The sequence below is a fragment of the Microbacterium sp. G2-16M genome (assembly GCF_055809115.1).
The window spans coordinates 1,945,354-1,959,259 of sequence record NZ_CM147897.1; the positions used below are offsets into that span (position 1 = coordinate 1,945,354).

Sequence of the window (13,906 nt, forward strand, 5' to 3'; positions counted from 1 at the left end):
GGATGCCGGAGCCGACCGCGACCCTGAGGCGATGTCCTCGCGCCTGACCGCACACGCGTGGGCGCGGATGCCCCGGCCGCCGGCCGCCTGGACGAGCGGGACCTGCAGTTCGTGCAGGAGCAGACCGAGATCGTCGACGGACGGGCGATGCCGCCTGCTCCACGGGACCGCCGGTTGTCAAGGGCCTCTTCGAGGGCATCGGGCGTCTCTAGCGTGATCATCGCACGCTGACCGAGACGCTCTGGAAGGGATGGCGATGATGACCACGAACGGCGCCGACGACCCGCGCGACTCCCACCGCGAAGAGGGATTCCCGCCCCAAGGGCAGGATCAGCCCGGTCACCTCGACGAGGTGACGCCCCGGCCCGACCACGGCGAGAAGAGCTACGAGGGTCATGGCCGCCTCCGCGGCAGAAGGGCGCTGATCACCGGAGGCGACTCGGGCATCGGCCGTGCGGTGGCGATCGCGTTCGCACGCGAGGGCGCGGACGTGGCCATCGCCCATCTTCCCGAGGAGCAGGAGGACGCGAACGAGACGATCCGCTGCATCCATGATGCCGGACGCAACGGACTGAGCCTTCCCGGCGACGTGCGGGACGAAGCGTTCGCCGCGCAGATCGTCGACCGCACTCGGGACGAGTTCGGCGGCCTGGACATCCTCGTCCTGAACGCGGGCTATCAGAAGGACCGCGACAGTCTCGCGACGCTTCCCACGGAGGAATTCGACCGGGTGCTGCGCACCAACCTGTACGGGCTGATGTTCACCGCCCGTGCCGCCATCCCGCACCTGAAGCCGGGGGCGACGATCACCGTGACGGCATCGATCCAGGCGTTCCACCCCTCTCCGGTGCTCATCGACTACGCCATGACGAAGGCGGCGCAGGTCGCCTTCGTCAAGGCGCTCGCCGAAGAGCTGGGCCCGAAGGGGGTGCGGGTGAACGCCGTCGCCCCCGGACCCATCTGGACTCCGCTGATCCCGGCCACCGGCTGGGGACCGAAGCAGCTCGCTTCCTTCGGGCAGGACACCCCGCTGGGCCGCGCCGGGCAGCCCGCCGAGCTGGCCGGCGCCTACGTCTACCTCGCGTCGGACGACGCCTCGTACGTCTCCGGTGCCGTGCTGCCGGTCACCGGCGGAAAGCCGCTGTGACCGGGGCGCGGCACCGGCGGGCCGGGCGGAGACGCCATCGCCGTCCCCGCGCGGTGCTGCCCGTCGTCGTGCTGACCGTGGCGCTGGCCGGGTGCGCGCCCGCCGGGCCGGACCCCGCAATGGTCCTGACCGTGAGCGATGCGGTCAGCGCGGCCCGTTCGGCCCGGATCGGGGTGCAGCAGGACGAGCAGGGACGGCTGTTCGGGACCACGGCATCCGTCGTCTACCAGGACATGGCACAGAAACTGGCCGACGCCGGACGCGAGCTCGAGCTGGCGGATGCCTCGACCGCCCTCGACGCCCGCTACCGGCGCGACGCCCTGGGCGCCACGCGCACCGCGATCGAGGGGGTGCACGCGGCCGAGCACGGTGAGCTCGCCGCCGCCGCGGACCGGCTCGACGCCGCCGACGCCGCGTTCGCCGCACTGGAGAAGCGATGAAGAAGCTGTTCGCGGTCGCGCTCGGCATCCTCACCGCGATCGGCGGGTTCGTCGACATCGGGGACCTCGTCACGAACACGGTCGTGGGCGCGCGATACGGCATGGGCCTGGCATGGGTGGTGGTGGCCGGCATCATCGGGATCTGCATCTATGCCGATATGGCCGGGCGGGTGGCCGCGGTCAGCGGACGGGCGACCTTCGAGATCATCCGCGAACGGCTGGGTCCGCGCACCGGACTCGCCAACCTCTCCGCGTCGTTCCTTATCAACCTGCTCACCCTCACCGCCGAGGTGGGCGGCATCGCCCTGGCGATGCAGCTGGCGTCGGGAGTGGCCCCCGGAGCGTGGATCCCGGTAGCCATGTTCGCGCTGTGGATCGTCGTCTGGCGCGCCAAGTTCTCGATCATGGAGAACGTCGCCGGCATGATGGGGCTGTGCCTGGTGGTCTTCTCGGTCGCGGTCTTCCTGCTCGGCCCGGACTGGGGGCAGCTGGCCGACCAGGCCGCACGCCCGTGGACGTCGGGAGCCGGAGACCTGTCGTACTGGTACTACGCCGTGGCCCTGTTCGGTGCGGCCATGACGCCGTACGAGGTGTTCTTCTTCTCCTCGGGCGCGGTCGAGGAGGGCTGGACGAAGAAGGACCTGGGCACCGAGCGGATCAACGTGTTCATCGGATTCCCGCTCGGCGGCATGGTGTCGCTGTCGATCGCCGCCTGCGCCGCCATCGTCCTGCTGCCGCACAGCATCGACGTGACCTCGCTGTCGCAGGTGATCCTGCCCGTCGCGCAGGCCGGCGGACAGCTCGCACTCGCATTCGCGATCGTGGGGATCCTCGCCGCCACCTTCGGCGCCGCGCTGGAGACCACCCTTTCCAGCGGATACACGCTCGCCCAGTTCTTCGGCTGGAGCTGGGGCAAGTTCCGTCGGCCCCGGCAGGCGGCACGCTTCCACCTGTCGATGATCATCTCGCTGCTGATCGGGGGCGGCGTCCTGGCCACCGGGGTCGATCCGGTGATGGTCACCGAGGTGTCGGTGGTGTTCTCGGCGATCGCACTGCCGCTCACATACTTCCCGATCCTGGTGGTCGCGAACGATCCGGACTACATGGGGAGCGAGGTGAACGGCCGGGTGCGCAACGCGCTGGCCGTGATCTTCCTCGTGATCATCCTGGTGGCGGCGATCGCCGCCATCCCCCTCATGATCGCGACGGGGATGGGCTCATGAGAGGGGCGCGGCGTCCGGCCCACGAGCTGGACTGGTATCGCGACCCGGAGGGCCGTGGGATCGATGCGCGGCTGCATCTGCTGGATCGGCAGATGCTGGACCGCGACCAGAAGCCCGTCAGCACTGTGGACGACGTCGAGCTCGACGGGGCGACGATCGGCCAGCCCGTCGACCACGACCAGCCGCCCACCGTGACCGCCCTCCTGGTCGGGGCGGCCGTGCTCCCGCGGATCTTCGGCGGAGCGATGCCGCGCTCACGATGGGCCCGCATCGACTGGGAGCACGTGACCGCGCTGGACACCGTCATCGAACTGGACAATGCCGCCGAAGAGCTGGACGCGGTCTGGCTGGAACGCTGGATCAGGGACCGCATCATCGCGCACATCCCGGGAGGCGCGCATGCTCCTGAGTGAACTGCTCGGTTCGACCGTGCAGAACAAGGACGGCCGCCACATCGGCTACGTCGTCGATGTCCGCTTCCAACGGCAGCCGGCGGGCCGTGGGCATGAGGGCGCGCTCACGCTCATCGCCCTGATCGTCAGCCCGCACAGCCGGATGTCGTTCTACGGCTACGAGCGGGGCCGCGTCGATCAGCCGGTGGCCATCGCCAAGCCGATCGGGTGGCTGCACCGGCGATCGCGGGTGATCCCATGGGAGTGCGTGCAGCGGGTCGAGACGGATGCCGTGATCCTCGGCGTGGACCCGCCCGACATCCCGCTGGACGTGCGGCGTGCCATCCCGGGACAGCGCTAGCCCGTCGCGCCGGCCGTCTGATGGCGTGTCGCTCATCCCCTGCTCTCTTCCTCACCTCCTATCGGCTGCTGGCGATCGGCTCTGAATGCGTCTCGTCGTGCCGACGCCGCGCGAGTTCTGCGCAGATTCCGCGTTCCCGTGACCGCAGTCGAAAGCAGTCCGCTTGTTCGCGCGCCTTCTCGACGCCGTCCAACTCGACGAGGAGCTCTCGGATGGTGGCAGTCCGCAGGTCACGGTGTGACTGCTCGTACTCATCCATGGGCGACCGCCTTTCGTCTGTTGTCAGAACCTAAGTCCGACGGTCCGAGCGAAGAAGAGGCTTGCGAACGGCGAGTCGACGGTGTACGGCGGAACCGAGTCAGCGCGCCGTCGATGCCGTCGCGCGACGACGAGAAGAGCCACGCCCGCGATGACCGCGATGATGGTCGCCACCCGTCGCAGGCGCCGGGTGTCGACGGCGGGCAGGAGCCGCCGGCGGATGCGCTCCACACCGCGCAGCTTCGCCTTCAGCGCGGACACGGCGGCGGCCAGTTCGGCGCGCGAGCGCTCGACGTCGGTCATCGATTCGGTCGTCATGCCCACCCAGGGACGTTCCACCTCGTTCTGCCATCGCACGCTCACGGTGAGACCTCGGCTTCTCAGCTCACACGGAACTGCGCGATGTCGTCCGCTCGCAGGGTCAGCCCTGTGCCGGGAGCGGAGTCGTCCAGCCGCAGCGTCCCGCCCTGCGGGTCGAGGGCGCCGTCGAAGAAGCGCGTCTCGATCCGCACGTGGTCGTGGAACCACTCCAGATGGCGCAGGTTGAGGGTGGCCGCGGCGACGTGGGCGTGCAGGTGGGGGCTGCAGTGCGCCGAGACGTCGAGTCCGTACGCCGCCGCGACGGCCGCGGCGCGTCTCCACTCGGTGATCCCGCCGCAGCGCGAGGCGTCGATCTGCAGGCAGTCCACAGCCAGCGCCTGGCACATGCGGTGGAAGTAGACGAGGTCGAACCCGTACTCGCCGGCGGCGACATCCGCGTCGATCGCGTTGCGGACTTCTCGCAGACCGTCCAGGTCGTCCGATGATACGGGCTCCTCGAACCAGCGCACGTCCAGGGCGGCAGCCGCGTGTGCGAGCCGGATGGCCTGCTTGCGGGTGTAGGCACCGTTCGCATCCACATACAGCTCGGCATCCGGCCCGATCACCTCGCGCGCCCGTCGCATCCGCTCCAGGTCGCGTGGCACGTCCGTCCCCCAGGACTGCCCGATCTTGATCTTCACCCGCGGGATGCCCTGGTCGTGCACCCACCGCCCCAGCTGCTCGGCCAGCTGCCGATCCGAGTACGTCGTGAAACCTCCGCTCCCGTACACCGGGACCGTGTCGCGCACGGCCCCCAGCAGCCGGTGCAGCGGCACCCCGAGCAGTCGCGCCTGCAGGTCCCACAGGGCGGTGTCCACGGCCGAGACGGCGTAGCCGATCGCCCCCTGTCGCCCGCTGTTGCGCACGGCGGCCACCATCGACTGGAAGCACCTCCCGGTCTCCAGCGCGCTGCACCCCACCACGAGAGGCGCCAGAGTGCCCCGGACCACGTCGGCGCACTCGACGGCGCCGTACGTCCACCCGGTCCCGACGACTCCGCCCGAATGGGCTCGGACCAGCACCATCGTGGTCGAGTCCCACGCGATAGTACCGTCCGCTTCAGGCGCGTCGGTCGGGACCTGGTAGGCCCGGACCTCAAGACGATCGATCCGCGGGTCCGCCATCACCGCCCGCCCCTTCCCGGCCCGACCGGCCGGCGTGCGAGCCGACCAGCTCATCCTGGATCTGCTCCAACGACTTGTCCTTCGTCTCGGGCACCTTCCACACGAAGAACAGGAATGCGAGGACCCCGAGGCCGCCGAAGACGAAGAACGTCCCCTGCCTGCTGATCAGCGAGATCAGCGTCAGGAACGTTCCGGCGACGATGAAGTTGGCCGCCCAGTTGAACACCGTCGCCACCGACATCGCCTTGCTGCGGATGCCGGTCGGGTAGATCTCCGAGATCATCAGCCAGAACACGGGACCCAGCCCGACCGCGAACGAGGCGATATAGATCAGAAGCGCCACCAGTGCCAGATAGCTCGCGTGCTGCTGCAGTGCCGGTGAGGCGAAGAACACCCCGAGGAAGACGATGGCGACGGTGAGTCCTGCGGTGCCGATCAGAAGCAGCATCCGACGTCCCACCTTGTCGAGGAGCAGGACCGCGACGATCGTGAAGACGACGTTGGTGACGCCGACGAAGACGGTCTGGGTGATCGCCGCATTGTCGGTCAAGCCGGTCTTGGACAGGATCGTGGGCGCGTAGTAGATCACCGTGTTGATCCCGACGAACTGCTGGAACACGGCCAGTCCGATGCCGATCCAGATCAGCGGTCGGATGTTGGGACGCAGCAGGTCGCGCAGCGTCGTCGAGTTCTCCTGCTCCTTCGCCTTCCGGATGTCGCGGATCTCTTTGTCGATGTCCGCATCGGGATCGGATCCGCGCAGTCGCTTCAGGACGTCACGGGCGTCATCCTCCCTGCCCTGCTCCATCAGCCAGCGAGGGGTGTGCGGGACGGTCAGCATTCCGATCGCCAGGGCGGCGCCCGGGATCGCCCCGACGCCCAGCATCCATCTCCACCCGTCGGGCACGTTCGCGAAGGCGAAGTTGACCAGGTACGCCAGCAGGATGCCCAGCGTGATCAGGAGCTGGTTGAACGAGACGAGTCCGCCGCGGATGCGCGGGGGCGAGACCTCGGAGATGTACAGCGGGGCGACGAAGGATGCCGTGCCCACCGAGAGCCCGAGGATGAAGCGGAATGCGATCAGCATGGGGATGTTGATCGCGAACGCACATCCCAGTGCGCCGATCACATATACGCAGCCCGAGATGACCTTGGTCCATTTCCGGCTGAGTCTGTCGGCCAGGTAGCCCGACAGGATCGCCCCGAGGATCGCGCCGAGCAGCAGCACCGAGACGATCCACTCCTGTGCGACCGAGCCGGCATGCAGGTCCTTCTTCACGAACAGCAGGGCGCCCGAGATGACGCCGGTGTCGAAGCCGAACAGCAGGCCGCCGATGGCCGCGATGATCGAGACGCGCAGCAGCAGACCGTTGCCGCTGGCGCGCACCCCGTTGACGAAGCTGCTCATGACCTTCTCCTTTGACGGGGGCGGCCTCAGTCGTCCCGCTCCTTGTCGTGATGAAGGGTGTCCTTGATGCGCTCGATGCCCTCGCTGACCAGAGCCTTGGCCGAGTCGACCAGGACCGTCGGCTCCTCCGGGTCGCCCTTCAGCAGCGCCTCGGCGGTGTTCTTCGCGAACTCCCACGTGATGTGCGGCGGGAGGGGCGGCACGTTCTTGCTCGTATGTGCGTCGATCAGGGTGACGCCGCGATTCGCGAACGCGGCATCCCACGCGGCGGCGACCTCGTCGTCGGTCCTGACATGGATGCCGGTGAAGCCGAGCAGCTGCGCCCATCCGGCATAGTCGACGGACTCGACATCCTGCGATTCCGACCACACCGGGTTGGCGTCCTCGGTGCGCATCTCCCACGACACCTGGGTCAGGTCGTCGTTGTGCAGCACCATCACGATCAGCTGCGGGTTGTCCCACTGCCCCATGTACTTCTTGATCGTGATCAGCTCGTTCAGCCCGAGCATCTGGAACGCGCCGTCGCCGATCGTGCAGATCACCGTGCGGTCCGGATAGGCGAACTTCGCGGCGGTGGCATACGGCATGGCCGCCAGCATGGTGGCGAGCCGACCCGACAGGTCCCCCAGCATCCCACGGCGCAGGCGGATGTGATGGCCGTACCAGTCGGCGGTCGACCCCGCATCGGCCGTCACGATCGCCTGTGGCGGGAGTCGCTTGTTGAGCTCGTGGTAGACCCGCCGCGGATTGACGCCGTCGTCGTATCCGATGAGCGCCTGCGCCTCCATCTCGTTCTCCCATTCGACCATCTCGTCGGCGACGTCGGCCTGCCAACCGTGGTCGCGCTTGGCGTCCAGGTGCGGGATGAGAGCGGTCAGAGTGGCCTTCACGTCGCCCAGCAGGTTGAGCTCGGTCGGGTAGCGCAGCCCCATCTGCTCGGGCTTCAGATCCACCTGGACGGCTCGCGCCTGTCCGCTCGGTGGCAGGAACTGGCCGTACGGATAGTTCGTGCCGAGGAGGACGAGCGTGTCGCACCCGCTCATCTGGTGCACGCTGGGCAGCGATCCGAGCAGTCCCAGCTGCTGCGAGTGGTGCGGGATGTCGGAGGGCACGACGTGCTTGGCCCGGAGCGTGGTGATGATGCCGGCGCCGCACAATTCCGCGGCCTTCAGGACTTCGTCCGTCGCGCCGTTCGCCCCGTTCCCGACGAGGAACGTCACCCGCTTCCCGGCGTTGATGATGGCCGCGGCCTGCCGGACGTCGGTCTCGGGAGGCGTGATGGCGATCGAGGGGGCGACAGCGCTGGATCGCGACACCCAGTTCGCCGGCTCCAGCTCGGGCATCTCCATGCCCTGCACGTCGTGCGGCAGGATGACCACGGCGGGCCCGAGTCGAACCTTCGCGGTGCGGAACGCTGTGTCCAGGACAGCTTGGGCCTGGGCCGGCGAGACGACGGTCTGAACGTACACCGCGACATCCGACAGCACGCGTTCGAGATTGCTCTGCTGCTGGGTGAAGGTGCCGAGGGCGTTCAGGCCCTGCTGGCCGACGATCGCGACGACCGGCTGGTTGTCCATCTGTGCGTCATACAGCCCGTTGAGCAGATGGAACGCACCGGGGCTGGAGGTCGCAATGCAGACACCGACCTCGCCGGTGAACTTGGCGTGGGCCGTCGCCATCAACGAGCAGATCTCCTCGTGGGTCGGACGCACGTACTGCAGACCGTCCCCATCTCGCTGAGCCCGGCCCAGAGCGCCGTCGAACTCGCCGATGCCGTCTCCCGGGAATGCGAAGACCCGACTCACTCCCCACTCCCTGATGCGCTGGATCACGAAGTCACTCACCGTTGCCATGGCTGTCCCTTCTCTTTGCGTCCTTCGACGTCCGGTGTCTGAATGAAGCGATCCGCTGCACGGGCCGCGACCGCCATGATCGTCAGGGCAGGGTTGGCGCTGCCCTGCGTGGGCAGCACACTCCCGTCCACGATCAGCAGGTTCGGCACCGCGAAGCTGCGGCAGTCGGCATCCACGACCCCGTCGCGCTCGGAGGCCGCCATCCGCGCGCCTCCGACCAGGTGCGCGAAGCGGTCGATCGTGATGACCTCCTCGGCACCGGCCGCGGTGAGGATGCGCTCCATCACGGCCGTGGCGGCGCCGACGAGCGCCTTGTCGTTGTCGCCCTGGGTGTAGTCGAATCGGGCGATCGGCATCCCATGACGGTCCTTCTCCTCGGCCAGCGTCACCCGGTTGTCGGGCCGCGGCAGAAACTCGCACAGCGCACCGAGACAGGCCCAGTGCACGTAGTCGCTCATGTAATCGCGCAACGTCGCCCCCCAGTGGCCCTGAGCCGCCACATGCTCTGCCCAGGTGATCGGCAGCGGCGAGACGGTCTGCACCGAGAAGCCGCGCCGATAGGGCTTGGCCGGGTCGGTCTCGTAGAACTCCTCGGTGCTGACTTCGGGTGGGGGGCCCTTCCACATCCGCACCTCGTCGGCGAAACGGCCGCCGGTCTGCGGCGCCCCCTGCACCATGAGGTAGCGCCCGACCTGATCGAAGTCATTGCACAGGCCGTTCGGGAATCGATCGGATGTCGAGTTCAGCAGAAGCCGCGGGGTCTCGATGGAATACCCGGCCACAGCCACTGTCCGCGCGCGTTGAAAGCGCTGCACGCCGCCGCGCACATAATGCACGCCCGTGGCCCGGCCGGTCCGCTGATCGATTCCGATCCGGGTGACCATCGAGTCCGGGCGCACCTCGGCACCGTGGGCGAGGGCATCCGGGACGTGCGTGATCAGGGGCGAGGCCTTCGCATTGACCTTGCACCCCTGCAGGCAGAATCCGCGATAGATGCAGTGCGGGCGGTTGCCGAAGCGACCGCTGGTGATGGCGACCGGGCCGACCCGGGTGGTGATGCCGCAGGCCTCGGCGCCGCGCTGGAACACCTCGCCGTTGCCCGACACCGGGTGCGGGCTGTACGGGTAGGAGTGCGGGTCTCCCCACGGCCAGTGCTGGCCCGATACCGGCAGCTCCTCTTCGATCTGTTCGTAGTACGGCTGCAGAGCCGCGTACTCGAGGGGCCAGTCGGCGCCGACGCCGTCATTCGACCACGTGCGGAAGTCGCTCGGGTGGAAGCGGGGCGTGTACCCGGCGTAGTGGACCATGGACCCGCCGACGCCGCGGCCGGAGTTGTTCGCTCCGAGGGGAACAGGATCATCGCCGCCGATCTCGCGCGGCTCGGTCCAGTAGAGATCGTGCGAGCCGGCCTCGTCGCTGACCCAGTCGGTCTCCGGATCCCAGAACGGCCCGGCATCCAGGCCGACGACGGACATCCCGGTCCGTGCGACGCGCTGCATCAGCGTCGATCCACCGGCTCCGCAGCCGACGATCACGAGATCGATCTCATCGTCATCGTCGAATACGCGCATGTTCTCACGCAGCCCGGGAGCGATCCGTGAGCCGTCGGGACCCAGCAGCCACGCGGACTCATTGCGCGCGCGCACGGCGGTCATCGCGCATCCCCTGCGGCGCGGCGCGAAGCGACGGGGTCGTGGCGCGGATGCGCGTCGACCACCTCGAACGGCTCGCGCCGATCGATCCCGAGGTTCTTGTACCCGCGGGGGTACGCGGGCCCATCGAACCCGATCTCGTTCCAGGCCCACGGGTGGGAGTAGAACGCCGTGCATGCATAGCGGGTCCAGAGGCTCCACACGTGTGCAGCGGCCATTCCATGCCATCCGCGGGCACCCAGATCCTGGACCGCCTGCAGCAGTTCGGTCTGCTGTGCCCACGTGCACTCCGCGAACGTCACATCGCGGAGGGCACGCGCGTCTGCGTCCAGGCCTGCCAGAGAGTCGCGCCACGCCTGTGCGTCCGTGGGCATCGTGCGATAGTGCCAGCCATCGGTCTGGTTCTCAGCCAGACGCACATCCACCATCTGCACGACGGGGATGCGGGGCTCGGTGCGTTGAGAGAGGAGTTGATCGAACAGTGCGGAGGCGGCTGCCTCCTCCGGTTCGGTGAAGAACCGCATCGCCGGTGGCCGATCCAGCCGCCGCTGGACGACAGCAGCCGTCGCGGCATCCCAGTGAGGCGCCTGTGCCATCACATCGAACCCGGGATACCGGTCGCCGCCCTGGCGGGGCTCCAGCGGAAGCGCGCTCACTTCTCGCGCCTCAGAACAGCAGCGAGCACTCCCATCCCGCCGACCAGGGTCACCAAGAGCGGGGCCATGAGGGGCGGCCCCATCTCCATGTTGTAGCGGAAGTTGCGCCACCCTCCCGGCTTCTGCCTGATCCCCCGCCCGTGCAGCCACAGACCCTGCAGCCCGTTGGCGACGATCGTCGCAGACGCAAGGGGCAGCAGCGTCTTCGCCGCCCGTCGACTGCACACTCCTGCGAGGCCGGCGGCCGCCCCGACCGGGCCGAGCACGATCGGCGCCCACATCCACCGATTGCCGAAGCTCGCCTTGTCGTGCTCGAAGAAGATCTCGGCCGTGGTGACCATCGCCCCCACCGCCGTCAGCCCGGACAGGCTGCGTTCGAACCGTCCCGTGCGCACATTGCGCAGGACCCGATCAATGCCATACATCGTCTCCACGCTGGGATCGTGCATGTCCGGATCCCGTTCGGCCAGGGGGTGGCCAAATCACTTGCTCCCGGTGTATAGCTGGGGCCCGTGAGTGATCACGTCATCGGAGCCTGAGGGGGGAACTCATGTCCGGGGTGAAGCTGAAGACGATCTCGACCAGGATTCCGGCGCGGCTCGATCGCCTCCCGTGGTCGAGATGGCACTGGCTGGTGGTGGTCGGCCTCGGCACCGTGTGGATCCTCGACGGCCTCGAGGTCACGATCGTCGGGGCGATCGCCAGCCGGCTCACCGAGAAGTCGAGCGGCCTCGGGCTGACCTCGGCACAGGTGGGCCAGGCGGCGGCGATCTACGTCGCCGGGGCGTGCGTCGGTGCGCTCGTGTTCGGCTACCTCACCGATCGGTTCGGCCGCAAGCGGCTGTTCATCCTCACCCTCGGCCTCTACCTGCTGGCCACGGTCGCCACCGCGTTCTCGTTCACGCCGCTGTTCTTCTTCGTCTGCCGGTTCTTCACCGGTGCCGGCATCGGCGGTGAGTATGCGGCCATCAACTCGGCGATCGATGAGCTGATCCCGGCTCGACGACGCGGCGTCGTCGACCTCGCGATCAACGGGTCGTACTGGCTGGGCACCGCATTCGGCGCGGTGCTCACGGTGTTCCTGCTCAACACCGCCATCTTCCCCGCTGGGATCGGCTGGCGGATCGCCTTCGGGCTCGGAGCCGTGCTGGGGCTGACGATCCTGCTGGTGCGTCGCAATGTGCCCGAATCACCGCGGTGGATGTTCATCCACGGTCGGGACGAGGACGCCGAGCGGCAAGTCGCCGAGATCGAGGCCACGGTCCAGGACGACACCGGGCGCGAGCTGGACGAGGTGCCGGAGGACCAGGCGATCGAGATCCACCAGCGCCGGTCGACCGGGTTCGGCGAGATCGCGAAGACGGCCATCACGCGCTATCCGAAGCGCTTCGTGCTCGGCCTGTCGCTGTTCATCGGCCAGGCGTTCCTCTACAACGCGGTGTTCTTCACGTACGCGCTGGTGCTCACCAAGCTGCTCGGCGTCCCCTCCGACATCGCCCCGTGGACCCTGGTGCCGATCGCGATCGGCAACTTCCTCGGTCCGCTTCTGCTGGGCCGGCTGTTCGACTCGGTCGGCCGGAAGGTGATGATCTCGGCCTCGTACATCGGCAGCGGCATCCTGCTGGTGGTCACCGGAATCCTCTTCGATGCGCGGGTGCTGGATGCCGTGTGGCTGACGGTGTGCTGGGTGATCGTCTTCTTCTTCGCCTCGGCGGGCGCCAGTGCCGCCTACCTCACCGTCAGCGAGATCTTCCCGATGGAGACGCGGGCGATGGCGATCGCGTTCTTCTACGCGGTCGGAACCGGGCTGGGCGGCATCATCGGGCCCCTGCTGTTCGGCGAATTCGTGTCGATGGGGATCTCGGCCGTAGCCCTCGGATACTTCATCGGCGCAGGACTGATGATCGCCGCCGGCCTGGTCGAGGTCTTCCTCGGGGTGAACGCCGAACGCCGATCCCTCGAGGACATCGCCGCGCCGCTGTCGACATCCTGATCGGGCCGCTGTCAACCCCATCACCGGCGAAGGCGCCTGCGTTCGAGACTGGCAGAGATCAGGCCCGGGCCAGGAGGAGAGCATGACAGTGGCACGTGACATCATGATGCCGTCGCCGCAGCACGTCAATGAGAACGACACCCTCGCCGACGCGGCGCGGTTGATGGCGGAACTGGACGTCGGATCTGTGCCCATCTGCGGCGATGATGGGATGCTGCAGGGCATGGCCACAGACCGGGACATCGTGGTGAAATGCCTCGCCCGGGGCGGGGACCCCCGGAACGCACCGGCAGGCTCGCTGGCAGATGGCAGACCGGTGGCGGTGTCGGCGGACGACGAGGTCTGGGACGTCGTGGAAACGATGTGCCAGCACCGGATCCGGCTGGTCCCGGTGATCGAGAACGATGATCTGGTGGGTGTCATCGGACAAGCGGAGGTGGCGCTCGGCTTCGCGCCCGACCGGAGCGGCCCAGACGTCCCGGAGTGACAGACCCGTCCCTCGTCGTCAAGGCCCTTGCCGGCATCGAGCGGCACCCGGATGCTGGCGGTATGAATGACCAGCGATCGACGCGCCCCGCATCGGGCGAGACCACCACGCACGCTGCCTGGGGCGCCGGCGCTCCACGCCTCATCGTGACGCGCGAGGACAGCCGGAGTGAAGTGCGGCTCAAGGACGACGTCACGCGCATCGGATCCGGTGCGGATGCGGACATCCGCCTCGACGGCATCGGCGCGACCGCCGCTGAGGTGTTCCACGACGAAGCCGATGAGTATGTCTTCATCCCGCACGAGTCCGGCGAGACGAACGCGCGACTCCGGCCGATGGACACGGCGAGGGGCCAAGACGGCGAGGTGCTGCGCACCGGCGCACGTTTCACCCTCGGCGACTGGACGTTCGTCTACATGCGGGACGAATACGCTGACCACGGACGGCCATATGGAGGGCGTGAGGGCGGCGAGGGATCGGGCGAACCGGCGCAACCGGAACGGCCGGATTACCCAATCGAGACGAAGGACGCGCCAACGGACGAAGAATGAG

At 68.2% G+C, this 13,906-nt stretch carries 15 protein-coding genes; 8 read left to right on the plus strand and 7 right to left on the minus strand.

The window, feature by feature from the left end; genetic code table 11:
- Positions 1 to 259 precede the first annotated feature (259 nt).
- From AC0L6F_RS09205 to AC0L6F_RS09225, 5 genes are read left to right on the plus strand one after another with little or no spacing between them, the layout of a single operon-like run.
- On the plus strand, positions 260 to 1,147 hold the full coding sequence (locus AC0L6F_RS09205; protein ID WP_473537638.1) for an SDR family oxidoreductase: 888 nt from the start codon (positions 260 to 262) through the stop codon (positions 1,145 to 1,147).
- 53 nt (positions 1,148 to 1,200) lie between these two features.
- Positions 1,201 to 1,587 (plus strand): hypothetical protein, encoded by a 387-nt coding sequence (locus AC0L6F_RS09210; protein ID WP_473537639.1) that lies wholly within the window; start codon positions 1,201 to 1,203, stop codon positions 1,585 to 1,587.
- Positions 1,584 to 2,810 (plus strand): NRAMP family divalent metal transporter, encoded by a 1,227-nt coding sequence (locus tag AC0L6F_RS09215; RefSeq protein ID WP_473537640.1) that lies wholly within the window; start codon positions 1,584 to 1,586, stop codon positions 2,808 to 2,810. Before AC0L6F_RS09210 ends, AC0L6F_RS09215 begins: the two co-directional genes overlap by 4 nt.
- On the plus strand, positions 2,807 to 3,223 hold the full coding sequence (locus AC0L6F_RS09220) for a hypothetical protein (RefSeq protein WP_473537641.1): 417 nt from the start codon (positions 2,807 to 2,809) through the stop codon (positions 3,221 to 3,223). Before AC0L6F_RS09215 ends, AC0L6F_RS09220 begins: the two co-directional genes overlap by 4 nt.
- The gene (locus AC0L6F_RS09225; RefSeq protein ID WP_274636278.1) at positions 3,210 to 3,563 is read left to right on the plus strand and encodes a PRC-barrel domain containing protein; all 354 of its coding nucleotides are present in this window, start codon (positions 3,210 to 3,212) and stop codon (positions 3,561 to 3,563) included. Before AC0L6F_RS09220 ends, AC0L6F_RS09225 begins: the two co-directional genes overlap by 14 nt.
- Positions 3,564 to 3,845: 282 nt before the next feature.
- Here AC0L6F_RS09225 and AC0L6F_RS09230 read toward each other — a convergent pair whose 3' ends face one another.
- The 7 genes from AC0L6F_RS09230 to AC0L6F_RS09260 are packed head-to-tail and all read right to left on the minus strand — an operon-like array spanning position 3,846 to position 11,323.
- A complete protein-coding gene (locus AC0L6F_RS09230) occupies positions 3,846 to 4,145 on the minus strand; it encodes a hypothetical protein (RefSeq protein ID WP_473537642.1) in 300 nt (99 codons plus the stop codon).
- A 56-nt stretch (positions 4,146 to 4,201) separates the two neighbouring features.
- Positions 4,202 to 5,305: an enolase C-terminal domain-like protein gene (locus tag AC0L6F_RS09235; protein ID WP_473539984.1), complete on the minus strand. Its 1,104-nt coding sequence runs from the start codon at positions 5,303 to 5,305 to the stop codon at positions 4,202 to 4,204.
- Entirely contained in the window at positions 5,277 to 6,713 is a 1,437-nt protein-coding gene (locus AC0L6F_RS09240) for a sugar porter family MFS transporter (RefSeq protein ID WP_274636280.1), read from the minus strand. The genes AC0L6F_RS09235 and AC0L6F_RS09240 overlap by 29 nt, the downstream gene beginning before the upstream one ends.
- 26 nt (positions 6,714 to 6,739) lie before the next feature.
- Entirely contained in the window at positions 6,740 to 8,566 is a 1,827-nt protein-coding gene (locus AC0L6F_RS09245; protein WP_274636281.1) for a thiamine pyrophosphate-requiring protein, read from the minus strand.
- On the minus strand, positions 8,554 to 10,221 hold the full coding sequence (locus AC0L6F_RS09250) for a GMC family oxidoreductase (protein WP_473537643.1): 1,668 nt from the start codon (positions 10,219 to 10,221) through the stop codon (positions 8,554 to 8,556). The genes AC0L6F_RS09245 and AC0L6F_RS09250 overlap by 13 nt, the downstream gene beginning before the upstream one ends.
- Entirely contained in the window at positions 10,218 to 10,874 is a 657-nt protein-coding gene (locus AC0L6F_RS09255; RefSeq protein WP_259612913.1) for a gluconate 2-dehydrogenase subunit 3 family protein, read from the minus strand. Before AC0L6F_RS09255 ends, AC0L6F_RS09250 begins: the two co-directional genes overlap by 4 nt.
- Positions 10,871 to 11,323 (minus strand): hypothetical protein, encoded by a 453-nt coding sequence (locus AC0L6F_RS09260; RefSeq protein ID WP_274636283.1) that lies wholly within the window; start codon positions 11,321 to 11,323, stop codon positions 10,871 to 10,873. The genes AC0L6F_RS09255 and AC0L6F_RS09260 overlap by 4 nt, the downstream gene beginning before the upstream one ends.
- Positions 11,324 to 11,424: 101 nt before the next feature.
- Between AC0L6F_RS09260 and AC0L6F_RS09265 the strand changes: the two genes are divergently transcribed.
- The 3 genes from AC0L6F_RS09265 (at position 11,425) to AC0L6F_RS09275 (ending at position 13,905) form a co-directional block, all read left to right on the plus strand.
- Entirely contained in the window at positions 11,425 to 12,867 is a 1,443-nt protein-coding gene (locus AC0L6F_RS09265) for an MFS transporter (RefSeq protein WP_259612915.1), read from the plus strand.
- Positions 12,868 to 12,949: 82 nt separating this feature from the next.
- Positions 12,950 to 13,354: a CBS domain-containing protein gene (locus AC0L6F_RS09270; protein ID WP_259612916.1), complete on the plus strand. Its 405-nt coding sequence runs from the start codon at positions 12,950 to 12,952 to the stop codon at positions 13,352 to 13,354.
- A complete protein-coding gene (locus AC0L6F_RS09275; RefSeq protein ID WP_473537644.1) occupies positions 13,351 to 13,905 on the plus strand; it encodes an FHA domain-containing protein in 555 nt (184 codons plus the stop codon). Before AC0L6F_RS09270 ends, AC0L6F_RS09275 begins: the two co-directional genes overlap by 4 nt.
- Position 13,906: the final 1 nt, after the last annotated feature.

Coding starts and splice junctions, on each gene's coding strand:
- AC0L6F_RS09245 (WP_274636281.1), bottom strand. CDS start 8,566: ATGGCAACGGTGAGTGACTTCGTGATCCAGCGCATCAGGGAGTGGGGA.
- AC0L6F_RS09240 (WP_274636280.1), bottom strand. CDS start 6,713: ATGAGCAGCTTCGTCAACGGGGTGCGCGCCAGCGGCAACGGTCTGCTG.
- AC0L6F_RS09235 (WP_473539984.1), bottom strand. CDS start 5,305: ATGGCGGACCCGCGGATCGATCGTCTTGAGGTCCGGGCCTACCAGGTC.
- AC0L6F_RS09205 (WP_473537638.1), top strand. CDS start 260: ATGACCACGAACGGCGCCGACGACCCGCGCGACTCCCACCGCGAAGAG.
- AC0L6F_RS09250 (WP_473537643.1), bottom strand. CDS start 10,221: ATGACCGCCGTGCGCGCGCGCAATGAGTCCGCGTGGCTGCTGGGTCCC.
- AC0L6F_RS09270 (WP_259612916.1), top strand. CDS start 12,950: ATGACAGTGGCACGTGACATCATGATGCCGTCGCCGCAGCACGTCAAT.
- AC0L6F_RS09220 (WP_473537641.1), top strand. CDS start 2,807: ATGAGAGGGGCGCGGCGTCCGGCCCACGAGCTGGACTGGTATCGCGAC.
- AC0L6F_RS09260 (WP_274636283.1), bottom strand. CDS start 11,323: ATGCACGATCCCAGCGTGGAGACGATGTATGGCATTGATCGGGTCCTG.
- AC0L6F_RS09265 (WP_259612915.1), top strand. CDS start 11,425: ATGTCCGGGGTGAAGCTGAAGACGATCTCGACCAGGATTCCGGCGCGG.
- AC0L6F_RS09215 (WP_473537640.1), top strand. CDS start 1,584: ATGAAGAAGCTGTTCGCGGTCGCGCTCGGCATCCTCACCGCGATCGGC.
- AC0L6F_RS09225 (WP_274636278.1), top strand. CDS start 3,210: ATGCTCCTGAGTGAACTGCTCGGTTCGACCGTGCAGAACAAGGACGGC.